Source organism: Herbaspirillum sp. 3R11 (assembly GCF_004563925.1).
Taxonomy (GTDB): Bacteria; Pseudomonadota; Gammaproteobacteria; order Burkholderiales; family Burkholderiaceae_D; genus Herbaspirillum.
In genome coordinates, this window is record NZ_SPNJ01000002.1 from 633,891 (window position 1) to 653,286 (window position 19,396).

General features: G+C 60.1%; 21 protein-coding genes. 8 read left to right on the top strand and 13 right to left on the bottom strand.

Annotated elements, in window-relative coordinates:
- Positions 1–9: 9 nt before the first annotated feature.
- Positions 10–1,635 (bottom strand): FapA family protein, encoded by a 1,626-nt coding sequence (locus tag E4P32_RS11150; RefSeq protein WP_116434137.1) that lies wholly within the window; start codon positions 1,633–1,635, stop codon positions 10–12.
- A gap of 141 nt (positions 1,636–1,776) precedes the next feature.
- On the opposite strand from E4P32_RS11150, the gene E4P32_RS11155 reads away from it, so the two are divergent.
- The 3 genes from E4P32_RS11155 to E4P32_RS11165 are packed head-to-tail and all read left to right on the top strand — an operon-like array spanning position 1,777 to position 4,682.
- On the top strand, positions 1,777–2,697 hold the full coding sequence (locus tag E4P32_RS11155) for a cation diffusion facilitator family transporter (protein ID WP_116434136.1): 921 nt from the start codon (positions 1,777–1,779) through the stop codon (positions 2,695–2,697).
- Between the two features lie 9 nt (positions 2,698–2,706).
- Entirely contained in the window at positions 2,707–3,957 is a 1,251-nt protein-coding gene (locus E4P32_RS11160; protein ID WP_116434135.1) for a helix-turn-helix domain-containing protein, read from the top strand.
- Positions 3,958–4,001: 44 nt separating this feature from the next.
- The gene (locus E4P32_RS11165) at positions 4,002–4,682 is read left to right on the top strand and encodes a PQQ-binding-like beta-propeller repeat protein (protein ID WP_116434134.1); all 681 of its coding nucleotides are present in this window, start codon (positions 4,002–4,004) and stop codon (positions 4,680–4,682) included.
- A 25-nt stretch (positions 4,683–4,707) separates the two neighbouring features.
- Here E4P32_RS11165 and E4P32_RS11170 read toward each other — a convergent pair whose 3' ends face one another.
- A complete protein-coding gene (locus tag E4P32_RS11170) occupies positions 4,708–5,004 on the bottom strand; it encodes a helix-turn-helix domain-containing protein (RefSeq protein ID WP_116434133.1) in 297 nt (98 codons plus the stop codon).
- Positions 5,005–5,108: 104 nt separating this feature from the next.
- Here E4P32_RS11170 and E4P32_RS11175 point away from each other — a divergent pair, with 104 nt between their 5' ends.
- Entirely contained in the window at positions 5,109–6,197 is a 1,089-nt protein-coding gene (locus E4P32_RS11175) for an NADH:flavin oxidoreductase/NADH oxidase (protein WP_116434132.1), read from the top strand.
- Positions 6,198–6,247: 50 nt separating this feature from the next.
- Here E4P32_RS11175 and E4P32_RS11180 read toward each other — a convergent pair whose 3' ends face one another.
- The 6 genes from E4P32_RS11180 to E4P32_RS11205 all read right to left on the bottom strand — a co-directional run bounded on the left by E4P32_RS11180 (position 6,248) and on the right by E4P32_RS11205 (position 10,774).
- Positions 6,248–6,976 (bottom strand): SDR family oxidoreductase, encoded by a 729-nt coding sequence (locus tag E4P32_RS11180; RefSeq protein WP_116434131.1) that lies wholly within the window; start codon positions 6,974–6,976, stop codon positions 6,248–6,250.
- Between the two features lie 69 nt (positions 6,977–7,045).
- A complete protein-coding gene (locus E4P32_RS11185) occupies positions 7,046–7,624 on the bottom strand; it encodes a TetR/AcrR family transcriptional regulator (protein ID WP_116434130.1) in 579 nt (192 codons plus the stop codon).
- A 94-nt stretch (positions 7,625–7,718) separates the two neighbouring features.
- The gene (locus tag E4P32_RS11190) at positions 7,719–8,429 is read right to left on the bottom strand and encodes a GGDEF domain-containing protein (protein WP_116434129.1); all 711 of its coding nucleotides are present in this window, start codon (positions 8,427–8,429) and stop codon (positions 7,719–7,721) included.
- Positions 8,429–8,824, bottom strand: coding sequence for a DUF1987 domain-containing protein (locus tag E4P32_RS11195; RefSeq protein ID WP_116434128.1), 396 nt, complete (start codon positions 8,822–8,824; stop codon positions 8,429–8,431). Before E4P32_RS11195 ends, E4P32_RS11190 begins: the two co-directional genes overlap by 1 nt.
- Before the next feature lie 76 nt (positions 8,825–8,900).
- Positions 8,901–9,485 carry a SiaB family protein kinase gene (locus E4P32_RS11200; protein ID WP_116434628.1) on the bottom strand — a complete coding sequence of 195 codons (585 nt, stop codon included), beginning with the start codon at positions 9,483–9,485 and terminating at the stop codon, positions 8,901–8,903.
- Between the two features lie 5 nt (positions 9,486–9,490).
- Positions 9,491–10,774: a SpoIIE family protein phosphatase gene (locus E4P32_RS11205; protein WP_116434127.1), complete on the bottom strand. Its 1,284-nt coding sequence runs from the start codon at positions 10,772–10,774 to the stop codon at positions 9,491–9,493.
- A gap of 302 nt (positions 10,775–11,076) precedes the next feature.
- Here E4P32_RS11205 and E4P32_RS11210 point away from each other — a divergent pair, with 302 nt between their 5' ends.
- From E4P32_RS11210 to E4P32_RS11225, 4 genes are read left to right on the top strand one after another with little or no spacing between them, the layout of a single operon-like run.
- Positions 11,077–12,093 carry an ABC transporter substrate-binding protein gene (locus tag E4P32_RS11210; RefSeq protein WP_116434126.1) on the top strand — a complete coding sequence of 339 codons (1,017 nt, stop codon included), beginning with the start codon at positions 11,077–11,079 and terminating at the stop codon, positions 12,091–12,093.
- Positions 12,094–12,114: 21 nt separating this feature from the next.
- A complete protein-coding gene (locus tag E4P32_RS11215) occupies positions 12,115–12,882 on the top strand; it encodes an ABC transporter permease subunit (protein ID WP_116434125.1) in 768 nt (255 codons plus the stop codon).
- Positions 12,870–13,610, top strand: coding sequence for an ABC transporter ATP-binding protein (locus E4P32_RS11220; RefSeq protein ID WP_116434124.1), 741 nt, complete (start codon positions 12,870–12,872; stop codon positions 13,608–13,610). Before E4P32_RS11215 ends, E4P32_RS11220 begins: the two co-directional genes overlap by 13 nt.
- Positions 13,611–13,627: 17 nt before the next feature.
- On the top strand, positions 13,628–13,927 hold the full coding sequence (locus E4P32_RS11225; RefSeq protein WP_116434123.1) for a hypothetical protein: 300 nt from the start codon (positions 13,628–13,630) through the stop codon (positions 13,925–13,927).
- A gap of 147 nt (positions 13,928–14,074) precedes the next feature.
- Here E4P32_RS11225 and E4P32_RS11230 read toward each other — a convergent pair whose 3' ends face one another.
- The 5 genes from E4P32_RS11230 to E4P32_RS11250 form a co-directional block, all read right to left on the bottom strand.
- Positions 14,075–15,463, bottom strand: a complete 1,389-nt coding sequence (locus tag E4P32_RS11230) for an L-lactate permease (protein ID WP_116434122.1) — start codon at positions 15,461–15,463, stop codon at positions 14,075–14,077.
- 34 nt (positions 15,464–15,497) lie between these two features.
- The gene (locus tag E4P32_RS11235; RefSeq protein WP_116434121.1) at positions 15,498–15,737 is read right to left on the bottom strand and encodes a hypothetical protein; all 240 of its coding nucleotides are present in this window, start codon (positions 15,735–15,737) and stop codon (positions 15,498–15,500) included.
- A complete protein-coding gene (locus E4P32_RS11240; protein ID WP_116434120.1) occupies positions 15,725–17,548 on the bottom strand; it encodes a sensor domain-containing phosphodiesterase in 1,824 nt (607 codons plus the stop codon). Before E4P32_RS11240 ends, E4P32_RS11235 begins: the two co-directional genes overlap by 13 nt.
- Before the next feature lie 258 nt (positions 17,549–17,806).
- Positions 17,807–18,262, bottom strand: coding sequence for a DUF4437 domain-containing protein (locus E4P32_RS11245; RefSeq protein ID WP_116434119.1), 456 nt, complete (start codon positions 18,260–18,262; stop codon positions 17,807–17,809).
- Between the two features lie 125 nt (positions 18,263–18,387).
- Positions 18,388–18,987: a heme-binding protein gene (locus tag E4P32_RS11250; RefSeq protein ID WP_245192546.1), complete on the bottom strand. Its 600-nt coding sequence runs from the start codon at positions 18,985–18,987 to the stop codon at positions 18,388–18,390.
- Positions 18,988–19,396: the final 409 nt, after the last annotated feature.

Sequence of the window (19,396 nt, forward strand, 5' to 3'; positions counted from 1 at the left end):
CTTGCTTCCTTATTTTCCGCCGAAGGAAATCTTGCCGCCCTGCAGCTGCGCCGTGCCGCCGCCGAGGTCGCTGAGCACTTGCCAGACCTGCTTGGCGATGCGCATTTCCACGCCTTCGTACACGGTCTTGACGGCGACGATGCGCGCCGATTCCGCCGCGACCAGGTCTTCCTTCATCTCGTTCTGTTCGGCCACCAGGTCCTTGACCTCTTGCGCCAGCAATTTGCGATTGAGTTCGGCTTCTTCACCGGCGCCGTTGCGCGCTTTTTCGGGATTCTGCTTGTAGTAGGCGAGCTGCTTGATGGCGCGATTGAGGTCGTCGAGCTTGCGCTGGAATTCCTGTTCCTTGGCGCGCAGCTTCTCTTCCAAATAGGGATCGAGGCCGACCTGAATCTTGGTGGTCGCTGCGCTGGACGAGCCGAACGCCACCGCCTTGATCAGCATCGTGGCCTGGGCGCGGCCGCCGATGATCTGGCCCAGTTTCGGATTGGTCTTGCCGACCAGAATTTCATTACCGGCCAGCATTTCGCATTGGCGTGCATTGCCGGCCAGCATGATGCTGTCGCCCGCTTCGATGTGCGCGCTTTCGGCGAACAATGCCTGAACGCAACCTTCGGCCTTGACCTTGGCGACGATCGACGCCATGCCGGGTTGGGTTTCAGCGTGGCCGATGATGCCGCCCTTGATGGTGATGTTGCCGCCGGCGATGATCTCGGCCGCTTCCACGGTGCCGCCGACAAAGACGTCGCCGGAGACGCGCAGGCGCATGCCGGTCTTGACGTCGCCCTTGATCTTGACCGTGCCGGAAAACTCGACGTTGCCGGTGCTCAGGTCGACGTCTTCGATCTCGACGATGGGGTTGATCTTGACGCCGTTGGTGATCAGTTGCGGCTGGCCGGCGATGGCGGCGACCAGCAGGTCGGGGTCGTCCGCGGACGGTTCGGTGCCGATGCAATCCTTGTTGAAGCCCAGATCGGGAACCGGTAGCGCCGGCACTACCTGGCCCTTGATGTTGACGCCGTTGACGCCCGGCACCGGCGGCGTGCGCCGCATCAGCGGATCGCCGATGTTGATCAGCAGCAGGTGGCCGAGGTCGGCATAGTGCACCACGGCGTCTTCGTCGATTTCTGCGAGCTCTTCTTCCTTCTTGTCGAGCAGGGCTTCAAAGCGCGCGTGCTGGCCCTGCACCGGATCTTCGCCGCGCGCAATCAGCAGCTTGGAACAGTGTCCGACGCCGAGCGCGCCGCGCAGTTTTTCGTGCAGGATGCCTTGCGTGATGCCCTGGGCGCGGATTTCATTGACGACGTCGACGGCGCGCGCGCGTCCGCCTTGCGGCGGCACCAGCGTCAGATACGCTTCCATCAGGTCGTCGGAGACTTCAACCACGAACTCGCCGTCGCGCCGCTCGCCGATCTTTTGCGAATGCGCTTCCTTGCCGTCGGCAATCTTTGCGGCGAAATCGCCGAGCGCTGCTTCATCAATGAACAGCTTGGTGAAGCCGCCGTCAGTGAGGGTCTGTTTCAGCATCACGAGATTGGGGACTTGAACACCCGCAACCGGGGTGAATGCAGCGACCAGTTCTCCGCTGACTCTGTCGAAGTTGAGCGACAGCGATTGCGGGCTTGATTGTTCCATGTTATTTCTCGGAAGTCCTTGTGCACAGCTCATCGGCAGGATTTCCGGTTCCTTTAGGTTGAATTGTTGTGTGGCAAGATGATCCTGTAAATTGCCGTTAAGTACAAGGCTTGTTTAAGCTCAAAAGCGCGAATTGTCAATATGCTAATTATCGATAAAAACGACACTGCAAGCGCCGACCGGCGCTACGTTGCGGGGCGTCAGAGCACCCTGGTCAGCATTGCCGTCAACGTCGTACTGACCACGTTGCAAATCATCACGGGGCTGTTTTCGGGATCGCAGGCGCTGGTCGCCGACGGCGTTCATTCGATGTCGGACCTGGTGGCGGACTTCGTCGTGTTGTTCGCCGCGCGCCAGAGCCGCAATCCGGCCGACGCCGATCACCAGTACGGCCATCAGCGTTTTGAGACCGCTGCGTCGCTGGCGCTGGGCGGCGCGTTGCTGGCGGTCGGCATCGGCATGCTGGTGTCGGCCGTTTTCAAGCTGCAGGCGCCCAATGTCCAGCAGGTGCATCTGGCGGCGTTGTGGGTGGCGCTGGCCACGCTGGTCAGCAAGGAAGTGTTGTTCCGCTACATGCTGGGCGTCGCCGAGCGCGTGCGTTCCAGCATGCTGGTGGCCAATGCCTGGCATGCGCGTTCGGATGCGGTGTCGTCGCTGGTGGTGGCGCTGGGCATCGCCGGCAACCTGCTCGGTTTCCCTTTGCTCGATCCGATCGCGGCGCTGATCGTCGGTCTCATGATCGTGCGCACCGGCGCGATGTTTTCCTGGCGCGCGCTCAACGACCTGATGGACAAGGCGGTGTCGGAAGAAGAGTCGCAGGCGATCCGGCGCACGCTGGTGGAAACGCCCGGCGTGTTCGGCGTGCACGACCTGCGCACGCGCAAGATGGGCGATCTCACCATCGTCGACGTGCACCTCGAACTGGACGGTCGGCAGACCGTGACCGAGGGGCATGCCATCGCCACGCTGGCGCGCCGGCGCGTCATGGAGCAGCATCACGTGCTGGATGTGATGACCCACGTCGATCCGGTGGAGCCGGGCGCTGCCATCGACATCCGTTAGACACAACACATGGATTCCCTCATTGCCGCCTCCGCGCGGGCGCTCGCACAAGGCGACGCGCTCGGGGCCCTCAAGCGCGTCGCCTTGCGCGACGATCCGCCGGCGCTGGCCTTGCGCGGCATCGCCATGGCCCAGCTCGGCGAACATCCTCGCGCACGTGAGTTGCTGCGCCGCGCCGCGCGCGGTTTCGGCGTGCATGAAGAACTGGCGCGGGCCCGTTGCATTGTCGCCGAAGCGGAAGTGGCGCTGGCCGTACGCGACATCGGCAGTTCGCCGCGCGCATTGGCGGCGGCCACGGTCACGCTGGATGCGCATGGGGATCGCGCCAATGCCTTGCAGGCGCGCTTGATTGCGGTACGCAGGCTGGTGTTGCTGGGTCGTCTGGAGCAGGCCGAAGCGGCGTTGGCGCGGCTCGATGCGCGCGGCCTGCCGCCTGCATTGGCGACGGTGACAGCGCTCATCGCGGCGGAGTTGGCATTGCGGTCGTTGCAGATGGCTGCCGCCCAGGCGGCGCTGGCGCGTGCACACGACGCGGCGACGCGTGCCGGTGTGCCGGCGTTGCTGGCCGAGGTGGCCGAAGCGCACTCCGTGCTTGGGCGACCGGCGGCCCGGCGCGTTTCCGCAGGCCGTGAACAAACCTTGCGACTGGATGAGGTCGCCGCACTGCTGGCTTCGGATGCGCTGGTGGTCGATGTTTGCCGACGCGGCGTGGGATCAGCGATGGGATCAGGAGCGGCGTGGAAACCGTTGGCGCGCCGGCCGGTGCTGTTCACGCTGGCGCGCGTTCTGGCGGAAGCCTGGCCCGGCGATGTTGATCGCGAAGCCTTGATCGCCCGCGCCTTCAATACACGCCGTCCGGACGAATCGCATCGCGCGCGTCTGCGCGTGGAGATCGGCCGCTTGCGGGCGCTGGTCGCAACATTGGCCCACATCGAAGCCACTCCGCGCGGCTTCGTGCTGAAACCATTGGGAGAGCGCGAGGTGGTCGTGCTGGAGCCACCCATCACCGGCGACCAGGCGGCATTGCAGGCGCTGCTGGCAGACGGCGAAGCATGGTCGACCTCGGCGCTGGCGTTGGCGCTCGGGGCCAGTCAGCGCACCGTGCAACGCGCGCTGGCAGGACTGGAAGCCGCCGGCCATGCACGCGCCATCGGACAGGCGCGTACACGTCGATGGCTGTCGACGCCGCTGGCCGGAGGAGGCGGAATCACGGCAATCACGACAATCTTGTTACTCCCTGCTGCGCTGGCGATGGAATAAAGTTGTCTTGCGCGCCGATCACGGCGCATCTACAGGAGACCGCAATGACCAGCAACACCAATCTGAAAACCAAACCTGAACCGGCCGTGCAGGCAGCAGAAATCGTGCGTGAGTACGGTCCCTTTCCCGGCGTTGAGCGCGTGCACGGCGTCACCTGGGACGGCAGCAATGTGTGGGCCGCGACCGGCGCCAGCCTGATCGCCTTCGATCCCGCCAGCGGCGATGCGACGCGCACGCTGGAGCGTGCCTGCGACGCCGGCACCGCTTTCGATGGCACCTATCTGTATCAGATTGCCGAACAGCGCATCGACAAGATCGACCCCGCCAGCGGCAAGGTGCTGGCAACGATCCCGGCACCCGGCCACGGCTTCGACTCCGGCCTTACCTGGGCCGAAGGCAGCCTGTGGGTGGGACAGTATCGCGACCGCAAGATCCATCAGATCGATCCGGCCACGGGCAAGCTGATCCGCAGTATCGATTCCAACCGCTTCGTCACGGGCGTGACCTGGGTCGACGGCGAGCTGTGGCACGGCACTTGGGAAGGAGAGGAGAGCGAGATTCGCCGCATTGATCCGGCCAGCGGCACCGTCATTGAACGGTTGGCGATGCCGCGCGACACCGGCGTCAGCGGACTGGAATCCAACGGCGCCGATCTGTTCTTTTGCGGTGGAGGAGCCAGCGGCAAGGTGCGTGCCGTGCGGCGTCCGAAAGGCGTGAGCGCCTGAGGTAGTGGAGAAGGGCGGAGGGCGGTTACTGCGCCAGGATCGCCGTCAGCAGCCCTGGAAAACGGCTGTCGATGTCGGCCCGGCGCAGCGTGTTCATGTGACTGGTGCCGGTGTTCTCCGTCAGCACCAGGCCCGCCTCGCGCAATACCTTGAAATGGTGCGACACGGTCGATTTCGGCCGGCCGCCGTCCAGCTCGCCGCAGGTCGCAGCTTCCACGCGGGCCAGATGACGGACGATGTCCAGGCGGATGGAGTCGCTCAGGGCATAGAGCACGCGCTCAAGGGCCAATTCGCTGGCGGCAGGGTGTTTGTAGGGACGCATGCGGACATGATACACCTCGGGTTATAATTGTTCCATTGTTCGTATATATTCGAAATAACGAACCAAATCGGCCAATTCATTCCCCCTATTCATAAAGGTTCTTCATGTCCGCATTGTTCCAGCCCTTCAAGCTCAAAGACGTCACCCTGCGCAACCGCATCGCGGTGCCGCCGATGTGCCAATATTCCGCCATCGACGGCAAGGTCAACGACTGGCACCTGTCGCATTACGCCACCATGGCGCGCGGCGGCGCCGGCCTGGTGGTGGTCGAGGCAACTGCGGTAGCGCCCGAAGGCCGCATCACGCCGGGCTGTACCGGCATCTGGTCGGACGAGTTGGCGCAAGCCTTCGCGCCGATCGTGCGCGAAATCAAGGCTGCCGGCTCGGTGCCAGGCATCCAGATCGCCCACGCGGGTCGCAAGGCCAGCGCCAACCGTCCCTGGCAGGGCGACGACCACATGGCGGACAACGATCCGCGCAGCTGGGACACCATCGCACCGTCGGCGATCGCCTACGGCAAGGGTTTGCCGAAGGTGCCGCGCGCCATGACGCTGGACGACATCGCCCGCGTGCGCCAGAACTTCGTCGATGCCGCCGTGCGCGCACGCGATGTCGGTTTCGAATGGCTGGAACTGCATTTCGCGCATGGTTACCTGGCGCAGACTTTCTTCTCGGCGCACTCGAACCAGCGCGACGACATCTACGGCGGCAGCGTCGAAAACCGCAGCCGCTTCCTGCTCGAAACCCTGCGCGCCGTGCGTGAAGTGTGGCCGGAAAACCTGCCGCTGACCGTCCGTTTCGGCGTGCTCGAGTATGACGGCCGCGACGAACAGACATTGGTGGAATCGATCGGCCTGGTGCGCGAATTCAAGGCCTCGGGCATGGACATGATCAGCGTCACGATGGGTTTCACGATTCCCGAGACGACGATTCCCTGGGGTCCGGCGTTCCTCGCGCCGATCGTCGAACGCGTGCGCCGCGAAGCGGATGTACCTGTATCGTCGGCCTGGGGTTTCGGTACGCCGGAGATCGCCGAGCGCGTGGTCAAGGACCAGCAGCTAGACCTCGTCATGGTCGGCCGCGCACATCTGGCCAATCCGCACTGGGCGTATTTCGCCGCGAAGGAACTGGGTGTCGAGCGCGCGTCGTGGACTTTGCCGGCGCCGTATGCGCACTGGCTCGAGCGCTACTGATCGGAACTGCAGCCGGGTAAGCTGCGCCGGCTGCAGTCATGAGGCCTCGATCAGGCCGCGAAACCGCCGTCGGCGGTAATCGACGCGCCGGTCATGAACGCAGCGTCTTCCGAACACAGCCATGCCACCAGACTGGCGATTTCGCTATCGCGCCCCATGCGGCCGACCGGCATCATTGGTTGCAGCGCAGTACGCACTTCCGCGCTGACGATTTCGGTGTCGGTCGGTCCCGGCTGCACGTTGTTGGCGGTGATCCCGAGCGGACCAAGATCATGCGCCAGACCGCGGGTGAACGAAGCGATCGCACCTTTGGTGAGCGCATAGATCGAACCGTTGGGAAACCTCACCACGTCGGCCACCATGCTGCCGATGTTCACGATGCGCCCGCCGCGATTCATGTGCGGCAACGCGGCCTTGATCGCGACGAAAGATGCGCGCACGTTGACGTCGAGCATGCGGTCGAAGTCCTCCTGGGCATAATCGGCGACGTTGCCCCGGATCAGGATGCCGGCGTTGTTGACCAGAATATCCAATCCACCCAGCATGCCAGCCGCCTTGGCGACGGCCTCCCGCAATTGCGGGGCGTCGCCGCTGTCCACGCGCAGCGCGATCGCGCGTCCGTCCAGTTCCGCTTCCAGGGCCTGAGCACGCTCCGGTGATGCAACATAGGTGAACACCACGCGCGCGCCGTCGGCCACAAGGCGGCGAACAATGCCGGCGCCGATGCCGCGCGAGCCGCCCGTGACGAAGGCGCGACGGCCGGAAAGTTGTTGAGCCATGCACTTCTCCTTAATTGACTGATTAGTCCAAAATAAAGCAAAAAAAACGAGACGCGTCCAGGCGCCTCATTAACGAAAACTGCGCAGCGCCATGTCTGCGATGCCGGCCAGCATGGCCTCGGATGCGCCTGCGCGTGCTGCGACTTTGATGCCGGTCATGGTCGCCAGCACGAACTGGCCTGCGTTTGCGACATCGAGATCGGCGGCAAAGTCGCCGGCGTCAATGGCTTCGCGCACGCGGCGTTCGACTGCGCGCGTCAGCAGCCGGCCCATGGTGTCGGTCAGGCCGACAACCTCGGGTGAACTGCGGCCGAATTCGCAAATGGCCGAAATCCCCAGGCACGAAGGCTGGCTGTCTTCCAGCGCGCGCGCCACGGCATGCGTCAGTAAGGCCGTCATTCCGGCCTTGCCGTCGGCCGCGCTTTCGAGCGCCACAAGCTGTGCCCCTATGCTGTCCGAGGCGTACCGCTCCAATGCTTCGAGATAGAGTTTCCACTTGTCGCCGAACGTGTCGTACAGGCTTTGACGACGGATATCCATCGCAGCGAGCAATGCTTCCGTCGAGGTTCCTTCGAAACCGTGCTGGGAAAAAACAGCGATCGCACGCGCCAGCGCAACGTCGCGATCGAATTCTTTGGATCGGGCCATGAGCGGAGCTTAAATGTTCTGGAACGATCTGTCAATAATTGGCGGCAACGTTGATTTGAATATGAAAGCTTGCAGCCATGGAAATACCTGGGGATTAAATGTCGCGCTCAACGCGATTGCGCCCGCCGTGCTTGGCCTGGTACAGCGCCGCATCGGCACGTGCATAAGCGTCTTCGAAGTCGCTGCCGGCCTGGCTCCAGGACACGCCAAAACTGGCCGTCACGGGACGCGAGGGCAGGCAGGAAAACAATTCTCCCGCAATCGTCAGCCTGACTTTTTCCGCCAGCTGGACCGCTTCGTCAAGCGAGGCATCACGCAGCAGCACCGTAAACTCTTCACCGCCGACCCGGCCGATTTCACCCTTGCCGTTCAATGACTTGCGCAGGCGGTTGACCAGCTCGCGGATCACGGCGTCGCCGGCAGGATGACCGAATTCGTCGTTGATGCGTTTGAAGAAATCGATGTCGAGCACGATCAGCGACAGCGAGGAATCCTCCAGGAAGCGATGCGCCAGGTCGAACACCGCGCCGCGATTGAGCGCGCCGGTCAGATTGTCGTGCCGGGCCTTGTAATCGAGTTCGTCACTCAATTGCTTGAGACGGGAATTGAGCAGGTTGAGCTCGCGCTCGGTGCGGTCGCTGCGTGCGATCAGGCGGCGGCTCTCGCGCATCAGCTGGCCGTAGCCCTGCACCAGTTCCTTGAGCGCGGTGCGATATTCGTCGGCGCTGACGACGTCGCTGGCCAGCACGTCGTTGGCGTTCGCCAGCACGGCAGTTTCGGCTTCAAACAGGTCAATGTCGCTCATCAGCTTTTCACCGCGTGATCGTTGAACACCAGATCAGGAAAGTCTTCCATCAACTCCTGGCCGAACTCGAAGATGGTGTCGTCGTCTTCGTCGTGGTACCAGTTCAGCACTATTTCGGTGCCGGTCCCGGCCTTGGCCTTGTCGTTAAGCGCGCCGAACAGCGAGAACAGCATCTTGGTGCTGGAGCTGTTGAAGTAGGCCAATGCGACATTGATCGTCACCGTTGCATTCTCCGTATCCTCGGTCAGGAAACGGCGCAGCGCGACAATGATGTCGCCCCAGAATTGCGCCGCATTTTCCGGATAGGATTCGCCCTTGAGCGACAGTCTCCGCTCGTCGAAGCGAAAATCGACTTCAGGGGAACTCGGGCTTGCGGCTATAAATAAATTGTCCATATGCTCATTCTTGATAGGCAGACAGGCAGTGGCGCCCGTCGTTGTTTTTTCGTTTTCTGATGTGTCTCGCACGTCTTCAGATGGTCGCCCGCAAATAAAACATCGAGGTGCCGTTGTCGTTGCCATTGTTCTTGCCATTGGCGGTCGCCGGCGACAGTTCAAACTCCAGCGGTGCGCTGGCGTCGCGCGCCATGGTCAGGAATCCCAGTCCCGCGCCCTTGCTGTCGGCAGGCGTTTCGGCGCGCAGCGTTTCCTTGTACTCGAGCTTGATCTCGTCGATGGTCAGCGAGCGCAGATGTTCCAGCTTCTCGCGCAGTTTCTCCGCCACGTCCGCCTTGACCGGATTGGCGCAGTGCAGGTAATAGCGTTCGTCGGTCAGCGAAATGAACACTGCGCCATGCCGCATGGAGGCCTCGCTGCTGCCTTCCTTCTCATAGGAATCCGCCGAGTAATGCACGATGTTCTGCGCCATCTCGATGAATGAAGAGAACAGCTTGCGCCGCGTCTGCGCCACCGCGCCGGCGTGCTCCACGCGCAGCTTGACTGCATCGGCCATGGCCGCAATGATGGTTTGCGAAAAATAGCCGACGTAATAGAAAATGACGTCGCGTCGCTCGACGTAACTGTGGAAATCATCCCACTGCTTTTGAATATTGTTCATGCCGCTCATGCTGTTCTGCTGCTTGGTGGATGGTTGATAAGGGAGTCGCCCACGCGGAAGCCGAAAAAGGTCAGATCGTCGCGACGGCGTTGCTGGCCTTGGTAGAGGCGCTGTTCTTCCATGATCTTTTTACCGACCTCCGGCATCGGAAGGTCGCGATGCTCCAGCAAGGCCTTGCGCAGTCGCTGTTTTCCGTAGGCAATGTTCTTCGGTCCGCCGATCTGGTCGATGATGCCGTCGGTGGCGATCATGACGATGGCGCCGTCGCTCAGTTGCACCTCGCGGTTGCTCCATTGCATGTCGTCGGCCGTGTCGATGTAACCAAGTCCTGTGCGTTCGCCGTCGAAAGTCTGTACCGTGTCTTCGCCGGGCAGCAGCGTGAGCAGGGACATCTTGGCGTTGGCGCAGGTGAGCCGGTGTGAGGCAGCATCGAACCAGAAGAAACAGGCATCCATGCCGTCATCCGATTCGGACAACTGCGTTGCAGCGGCGTGCTGCCCCAGCACCTGCTTCATGCTGCGGTTGACTTCGCCCATGACCAGCGCCGGGTCGCGCGGACCGTGCTGCTCCAGCGCCTGCTTGATGGATGACGAGGCGATCAGGGTCAGGAAGGCGCCCGGCACACCGTGCCCGGTGCAGTCCGCGACTGCGGCAAACCAGCCGTCGGGGAAACATTCCAGATGATAGAAATCGCCGCCGACCACGTCGCGCGGTTCCCACACCAGGCAGGCGTCGCCGATGGCCTGCGCCATTGCCGCGCGCGAGGCGCTCAGCATGGCGCGCTGGATCACGCTGGCGTAGTCGATGCTTTGCATGACCTGGCGATTCTTTTCGGCTTGCAGCTCGACCAGCATGCGCATCAGTTCGAGGCCCGAGCCGAGACCAGCGAACTTGCCGCCGTCAACGATCAGGAAGCCGTCGGCCAATGTCTTGTCACCCGAGGCAACCGCCAGCGCGCCGAGCGTCTCAATGGGCGTATCGACTTCGACGATCAGCGGATCCTTGTCCATGAACGCGATGCAGCTCTTCTTTTCATAGAGCTCGCGGTGATACGGCTTGGACATCTGCGACATGAAGATATTGCGGCTGATCAGCCCGATCGGATGTTCATTCTCGAGCACCGGCAGGCTCACCAGTTCGCGATGGCGGCTGAAGACTTCCAGCACCGTGGCGTTGTTTTCCTCGAACGTGATCACCGGCACGTTCACCGCCAAGGCGTCGGCCGTCGGCTGCTGCAGGTGGCGGCCCATCATCGGCGTGAGGCTGAAATCGGTGTGAGGCTGGTTCATATCCCGGATAAGCAAAACATGTTGTTTAACATGCAATTTTAATCAGCTTGTATGACAACGATATGACCTTCGCAGCGTCGCGCGGGCAGTAGGCCGCGGACGTCAGGGAAGCGAAAGGGGAAGAAATATGGTGCCGGTATGTTTCCCGACCGCCGGCTCCGGTAGGTGCAATGCAAATTGCGCTTGACCGGGATTTTAGGGAGCGATTTTTACCGGAGTATGACCGCAAAGACATGCAGACGGATTCCTCTATAATCACCGGCTGCGTCGATTGCGCTTACTTCTTATCGGGAAAGAAAAAAATGAAGCGATTGTTCATCCGGGTCGTGCTGCCGCTGATGTTTGCACTGACCGGCACCCAGTCTGCCGTGTCCGCGCCGATCGAAGTCGGCTACATGCCGATCATCCCCGATGCGCAATTGTTCATTGCACTGGAGCAAGGCACATTCCCGAAAGACGGTGGCGCGCCCAAGCTGGTCCAGTTCCAGAGCGGTCCCGCCATGGTGCAGGCGCTGCTAGCCGGCCAGCTTGACGTTGCGTACGTGGGCATCGGCCCGGCGCTGGTGGCGCGCGCCAAGGGTGCCGACATCAAGGTGGTGGCGTCCAATATCGTTGAACAGGTAAGCTTCGTCGCGCTCGGCGAACTGGCGCCTTATTTCGCTTCGGGCGATCCGGCTGCGGCGGCTTCGGCGTTCACGCGCTTTGCCAAGGACAAGGGACGCCAGGCCATCGTCGCCAGCTATCCGAAGGGCGCCGTACCGGAAGCCGCTTTGCAATATTGGCTGCGCAACCGCATCCGCGCCGACGTCTCGCAACTGAAGCTGATCTATCAGGGCGAATCGCAAATCCAGGAGTCGCTGCTGACCGGCGCCATCGATGGCGCCGTGATCCTCGAACCGACCACCACCAACGTGCTCGGCAAGTCGCCCAAATCCAAAGTCATCGCGCGCGGCTCCGACTTGTTTCCCAAGCAACCGGGCGCGGTTCTGCTGGTGCGCGAAAAAATCCTGCGCGAACAACCGGCCTTCGTGAAGGCCTTGCTCGCAGCGCATATCTCCGCCACCAAGCTGCTTGAGAACGAGCCGGCCAAGGCTGCGCCGATGGTGCAGAAATACGTCGGCGGCGGTCGCCTGCCGGTCAAGCTGGTGGAGCAGGCAATCCGCAATTCCAAGGGCCAGTTCGTCGCCGATCCGAATACCATCATTCCCGCTACGCTGGCGCTGCAGAAATTTCAGGCCGATAGCGGCACCTTGTCGGGCCCCGCGGTGGATGTGCCCAAGATGTTCAATACCACGTTCTACGATGCCGCCGCGCATTGACGCAGTGGGCGCTGCGCAACCATGCTGACCCGCACCTATTCCCTGCCGACGCGCGTCGCCTACGGCGTCGCCGGCGTGGTCCTGTTCGTGCTGCTGTGGAAAGCGGTCGGCGTGTTCGGCTGGGTCAATCCCGGCATCCTGCCGGATCCCTTCCTGCTGCCCGAAGCCTTCCGGCTGGAATGGGAAAGCGACCGGCTGTTGCCGGCGATCGGCTCCAGCATGATTCACTACGTGTGGGGACTGAGCCTCGGTGCGCTGGCGGGCATTGCAGTCGGCCTGGCTGCTGCGACAGTGCAGCGCTTCGACATGCTGCAAGCGTATGTGGCGCGCATCCTGCGGCCGATTCCGCCGTTGGCCTGGGTCGTGTTCGCCATTGCCTGGTTCAAGGTCAGTCACGCCGGGGCCGCCTTCGTGGTCGCCATCGGCGTGTTCTGGGTCAACTATTTCGCCACCTACAGCGCGGTGCGCAACATCGATCCGCGCTTCTATGAACTGGCGCGCAGCTTCGGCCAGGGGGGCTATTGGCGCCGCTCCGTCAGCATTACGCTGCCGGCGATCGCGCCGGGTTTGCTGGCCGGCATCCGCACCGGCATCGGCCAGGCCTGGATGACATTGATCGCAGCGGAACTGCTCGGCGTCCCCGGCATGGGCCAGGAGATGAACGCCGCCGCCGGCGTCGGCGCCTACGATGCGGTGGTGGTCTACATGCTGGCGATTTCTGCGGTGTACGCCGCCACCGATCTGCTCTACGTCCTGTTCGAAAGAAAGGTGCTGGCATGGCGTCCGTAATCGAATTCGACCAGTTGGCCTATTCGCATCCGGGCGCGACCACGCCGGTCATCCGGGACTTGTCACTGGACATCGAGGCGGGCAGTTTCGTCGCCATTGTCGGCGGTTCAGGCGTCGGCAAGTCGACGCTGCTGCGCACTGCTGCGGGTTTGCTGACGCCGGACTCCGGCGAGATGCGCTTCAATCTGCCACAACGTCCCGGCCGGCGCCGGCGCGCCATCGTGTTCCAGGACAGCCGCCTGCTGCCATGGCGCACCGTCGACGCCAACATCGCCTATGGCCTGGAGACGCTGGGCATCGACAAGCAGGAAAGCGCTGCGCGCGTGGCCGAGGCATTGCAATTGACCGGCCTCGCAGACTTGCACGACCGCTGGCCGCACCAACTCTCCGGCGGCCAGGCGCAACGGGTCGGCATCGCACGCGCACTGGCGGTCAAACCGGACATCCTGCTGATGGACGAGCCGTTCAGCGCGGTCGACGCGCTGACCCGACGCAACCTGCAAACTGAACTGATCCGCATCTGGCAGGCGACTAATTCAGCCGTCATGTTCGTCACCCACGATATCGAGGAAGCGGTGTACCTGGCCGACCGCGTCGTGGTGCTAGGCAATCGTCCGGCCACCGTGGTGGAAAACCTGCACATCGATCTGCCGCGTCCGCGCGATCGCAACGCTGCCGAATTTGCTCAATACGTCACGCATCTTTCGTCGTGGCTGGGCGTGGAATAGGACTAACAGAGATCACCATGGAAAACCTGCGATTGATCATTCACGCTCCCACCGCTGGCGCCCTTGAGCGCGGCCGCCGCAACCTCGCCAATCTGTTGAAGCAAGCGCCCACCGCACAGGTCGAGCTGGTGATCAACGCCGGCGCAGTCGCTGCCGCGCTGGATGCACCGTCGCCGTTCGACAGCCATTTACGCGTCTGCCGCAACACGCTGGAAGCCAACCAGCTCAACGCGCCGGAAGGCGTGAGTGTGGTGCCTGCTGCGGTCTTGCATATTGCGCAGCGTCAGGCGGAGGGATGGGCTTACATGCGGGCGTAAGCCGTGAGAGAGAGAAATCTACCTGAACAGGTGGTTTTTTCTTTGAATGCTTTGGATGTGCACGCACTCAAACTATCCGCGTGGCTTAAAACTGAATCGACAAAAATCTGAAAAACAAAAGCACAGTCTCAGGCAGTTGCATCCAGTTCAGAGGAAGTTAATCAGAGCGAGTAGGGTCACGACCACGAACGATACGGCCAACACCACCATTTGAATCCAACGTCGATCCGAGGAGGCTCCTGCAGGAGATAGCCGTACAGCCATCTCAATCTTCCCGGGGGATGCCATCAGCAGGAATGCAGCTGCGACGTTATGTACTGCCATGAAAAACAAGACGTCAACACCCAACGAGCGCGCGATTTCACTTTGGGTGGAAGCAAACATCGCGTTGGCGCCGCTATTTGAACCAGTGACGAAACCTCCCAAGGCGCCCACAAATGGGGCCGCAACAAGATAGGCTGAACCTGTGTCGGAGAGTGCCTTGGCAAGATATGCGGCCATGCCCGAGACGGCCATCAGGACACCCAGCAAGATAAACAGGCCCGTCACAGGCGCTACTTGCAGCCAGGACGACATTGCGCGTTGGACTGGTTGTATCGCCGGCCTTCCGCGCGCAAACCACAGCGTTGCGATGAAGAGCCACAGAGCAGGCGAACCAAGGTAGTGCCAGTTATCTGAAAGGCCAAGCACTTTTACCACCGATCCTGCGGCCAGAACTCCACCTAGCAGAACTGTATAAGCACCAAGAGCCCTGCGGCCGGTCTTGCTCAATGGAGCCTTGCCTTGATGACGGCCGCGCAAGAGGTGCAGCAAAATCATGACCAGAGCGCCCAAGGCCCCCGCCGGAGCAGTCCCGAAGGCCCAGTTCATTGTGGTTACGGCAATGGTGAAGGCGATCCCCGACAGCGCTCCATATAAGACTGCGACCTTGCGCTTTCCAGGCGGACTTGCGAGCCAGGCAGCAGCAATACCCGTCACGGAAAAAGGTACCAGGCTGAGCACCGCAGACATCACGCCGAGGTCATGGAACGACAGCCTCGACATCGTCGAGGCGATCAGTGTTCCCGGGCCCATGGAGCCCCATGGTACTGCGCACAAACCGAGCAAGCCAATGACGGCTACCTTGCGAGCGGAAAGATCAAAATGAGCCAGTAACGGGATGCCAATAGTTACGCCGATACCGAAACCCGTCAGCGACTCGGAGAAAGGAGTGATGCCGTGTACGACCAGGAGCACCGCGCCAACTCCCTGGCCGGCCCAACTTTGAATCCAGCGGGCCAGGTCTGCCTGGGCGCCAGCTTCACGCAACACTTCAGATAAAAAAAGGCCGCCAGCAACAATCAGCAAGACTTCCACCAAAATCGGAGTCCAGCGCACGGCCGCAGGCAGCATGCTTTCCGCCGGGATAGGGAAGGCTATCAAGATAGCCAGCATTGCAGAGCCTGCACCGAGCAAGGCTGCGTGAAGAGACCGCGCTCCGCAAGCCAGGGCGGTAATGGTCGAGAGGACCGGAAGGACACTGAGAAAAGCGATCATGGAATTTATTTCTTGCTTGCAGTGATAGCGAATTCTATTTTGAAACGACGCTTGCGGTCAGGGCATCGCGAAACGGGGAGAATTGCTTTCCCAGAAGCATGGCGTATTCTTCCGGGCTTACCAATTCGGACGGCGGCAGGGCTGCCTCTGCCTTGTCAAGAAGAGCAAGGGTCGTTGCTGCGACCTCACGCGGTAGTGAAGCACACAGCGCCACCATCATTGCCTCCATGGTTTTAATTTTTGCCACGTAATGCTCAATCTTCAGTTCAGACATATTGCTCTTTCATTTTTTACTGCATAGGTGTTTCGAACAAATTCCTCGATTTCTTTCGCGATCAGGGGGCGTGACAGTAAATAGCCCTGGACCTCATCGACACCCCATGTCTGCAACAAGCGCAGCGTGGAAGACATTTCCACGCCTTCAGCGACAATTCGGTATTGCAGTTGCTTGGCCAATTCAATCAAGGAGCGGACAACGCGTCCTGCCCTTGGATTCGTATCAATTTCGCTGATCAGCGATCTGTCGATCTTGATCACGCTGGCAGGTACTTCCTGGAGGTAAGCGAAGTTGCTGTAGCCTGTTCCAAAATCATCGAGTGCTATCTGAATGCCAAATCTGCGGATGCGATTCAAGGTGTCGAGGACATCTGCACCGTCCATCCAGACGCCTTCCGTGCATTCGATTTCAATTTCATCCGGATAGATATCGTGGCGCAGGCAGGCATGCTGGATGCGCTCGACGATGTCATCTTCTTCAAAATTCCTGGGTGAAAGATTGATCGCGACTTTCAGATGCAGCCCTATCTCTTTCCACTCGCGTATCTGACACAATGCTGCGTCCAGTACCCAATTCGTCAAGGGTTTGATGAGGGCGGTTTTCTCTACCAGCGGCACAAACTCAGCGGGAGAAATCGGACCGAATTTTTTATGGGTCCAACGCAACAAGGCCTCGACGGAGTCATATCTTCCGGTCGCGAGGTCCAGCTTCGGTTGATACTCCAGCCTGAAATCGCCGTCGCGGATCGCCGAGTGAATATCCGTCAGCAAGGTAAACGAACGCTGGAGCGAGATGTCGCACGTTATATCGTAGTTGCACCAGCGTTGCTTTCTGATGAATGCCTGGTGGGCCGCCGCCAAGGCTTTTCTTGTCACGTCCTGAATTTCAACGGCCTCGATCTCAAATTCAACCAAACCACCATAACTGAGCAGGTTCAGCGGAATATTGGCGCTCTCAACCGGATCTGAAAAATTCTTGTGCAGGCTCCGAACGAAGTCCCTGAAGCCGGCCGTATTGCCATCGATAGAAAGTAGCGCAAACTGGTTGTCGTTGAGATGGTAAATATCAGCCCTTCCCCGGCATATCTTTCTGATCTTGTGCGCCACGTTACGCATCAGCACGTTGTAGCCGTCTACTCCGAGAAAGCCGGCAATTTTCATCGCGGTTCCCAGATCCGGCATATCGATATGGACCAGAATGCGGCGGCCTTTGCTCGCTTGAGAGGAGAGCGCCTTGAGGTCTTCTTCCAACTGATAGTTGTTCGGCATTCCACTCAAAATATTGACCCGGCCGACGGCGCGCCTCAGACCAATATGCGCAATCACGAGCTCCGCCAGTTCTCTGAGCGTATTCTGTTGTTCTTCGGTCAGGTCGCGAGGATATGTATCCATGACGCAGAGGGCGCCAATAACGAATCCCTGGTTGGTGATCAGCGGCGCGCCGGCGTAAAACCGGACCTTCAAATCACCCGTGACAGCGGGATTGTTTTTGAATCTGTCGTCCGTCAACGCATCTTGAACGACGAAGACATCGGCAGCATCCACGGTGTGGGTACAAAATGATTTCTCGCGCGGCGTCTCTTCCTTCATGAAGCCGAAGGTCGATTTCAATTGCTGCACCGTGCTGTCTATCAGGGATATATAGGCGAATGGGGCGTTGAAATGGAGCGCGACGAGTCGTGTGATGCGATTCAGATCTTCATCCGAATTGCCCTCCAGAATCTCCAGTTCATGAAGGGCATTCAGCCGATCCGCCTCGGCGGGCAATGTATTTTTTTCGCCGCACAACGTGGTTGTTTTGTCTTGCATTGAAATTCCTTGCAGAGATCCGGAACACCTGCCTTGAGCTGGACCCCGATCTTTTGGTTACGTCATATGCTTATAGATTGGAAGGCTCTTGCGATCGCATTGCTGCATTTGCCCGGCAATGGAAAGTGGATCAGTTGGATAGAAAAATTCGGCGAGAAAAGGAACACTCACAATGCAAAATGCCCAGGAAAATAATCTGCCGGGCATTTCGCTTGTGAGGGCGGTGACGACACTTGCCGCCCAACTGTGCATCGTTGATTATTTGCTCAGCACATAATCAAATTTGCCCGGTTGCACGAGGAAGAACAAGCAGTCGGTGTCCGAGATGCACTCCGTCACATGCGACTCTTCACCGCGTTGAAACCAGTAGGAACCTACCGGAAGCGGAACCGCTTTCCCACCGGCTTGATAGTTGGCGCCGACACCCTTCAATACCACGGCATAGTAGTCCTCGGTGTGCGTATGCGGAGCGCTCTTGAAGCCGGCCGGTGCGCGAACGAAAGTACCGTGACGTCCATTTGCCAAATTGCCATAGGCCGGACCTGCCTTGAGCTCCTTGCCATCCGACTTCACGCCGGTGTCAACGAACTTGATGTCGCCGGCGGGAACGCTCACCGACGGGCCTTCGTGCACAGGCTTCTTGTCCGCGGCGCTTGCGACGATGGAAACACCGAAAGCCAGCCCCATTGCAATGATTACTTTTTTCATGTTCATGATAGTTTTTGATATAAAAATGATGTTGAATGATCGTGACAGTCACGGATCATGATTGCTCATCAGCGTCGTGATTGAGGAGGGTAAATACCAACCCACCTACCCACCCATCAGTCCACGCCGATTTACTTCTTCAGAAGCGCGGCCACTTTAGCCACACCTGCCTGAGCGCAGACTTCGTCCTTGTCACCGCCAGGTGAGCCGCCTACACCGAGCCCGGCAATGGTTTCGTCTCCCACCTTGAATGCCACCCCGCCCGGCAATGCCGTGACATTGGGCGTGCTTGCCAGCGACTGTGCCAGCAGAGGCGGATACTTCGACAGAACACCGATATAGCCGCTGGTCGTATCGACATGGAAGATCGGCCCCATCGTCACGACCGTATAGGCCTTGCGGAAACTGCTGTCCTTGGTGTGAATTACCGCATGGTCGCCGCGCAGAACGACTTGTGGGGTTCCCGACACGTCGACAACCGTCGCAGTCACGTCATAGCCATTTGCTTTGCATGTATCCACCGCTGTTTGAGCTGCAATAATTGCCGTGCTCAACGGCAGGGTCTTGCCGCTGACCGACACCTGTGCCTGAGCCGGTGTCTGAGAGATCAGGGCAATAAGTGCCACCATAACGGTCAATGATGCGACCCCTACGCCAAGTTTTTCTTGTAGGCTGGCAGTGTCCAATCGGTTTCCTGATCTGCTGCCAGTGCGGCGTGTAATTTTTTTCATGATTTTCATATTTCAGTTATCTCGCATGGGTTGATTTGAGCGGCATGAAGAGTCAACAAACGAAACACCGATTGCGCGTCTGCCCAATCATCTGAGCTGATCGGTCGTCTGGTTTCGCTTAATCTCTTTGCCTGAAATGAATCATGCTCTGAATCGTTTTAAAACAGAATCATGCAAACGCGAGAATCATTTCCTCAGAAAATGATTAGATTGCGGGGATCTGCAAGAGGGCGCAGCTGGTCGATTTGTTCTTGGCCTGGCGACACCCGATTGAATCAAGAAAGGCGGTGCATGAGTCCGCCTCTGCAATGGCGAAGTAGGCGTCATGATCGTTTTTCGCCATATTCAATAGGGGGATGCGCAGCATGCAAACGCACCGGCGCCTGATGGGAATCAGAACTCAGGTGGC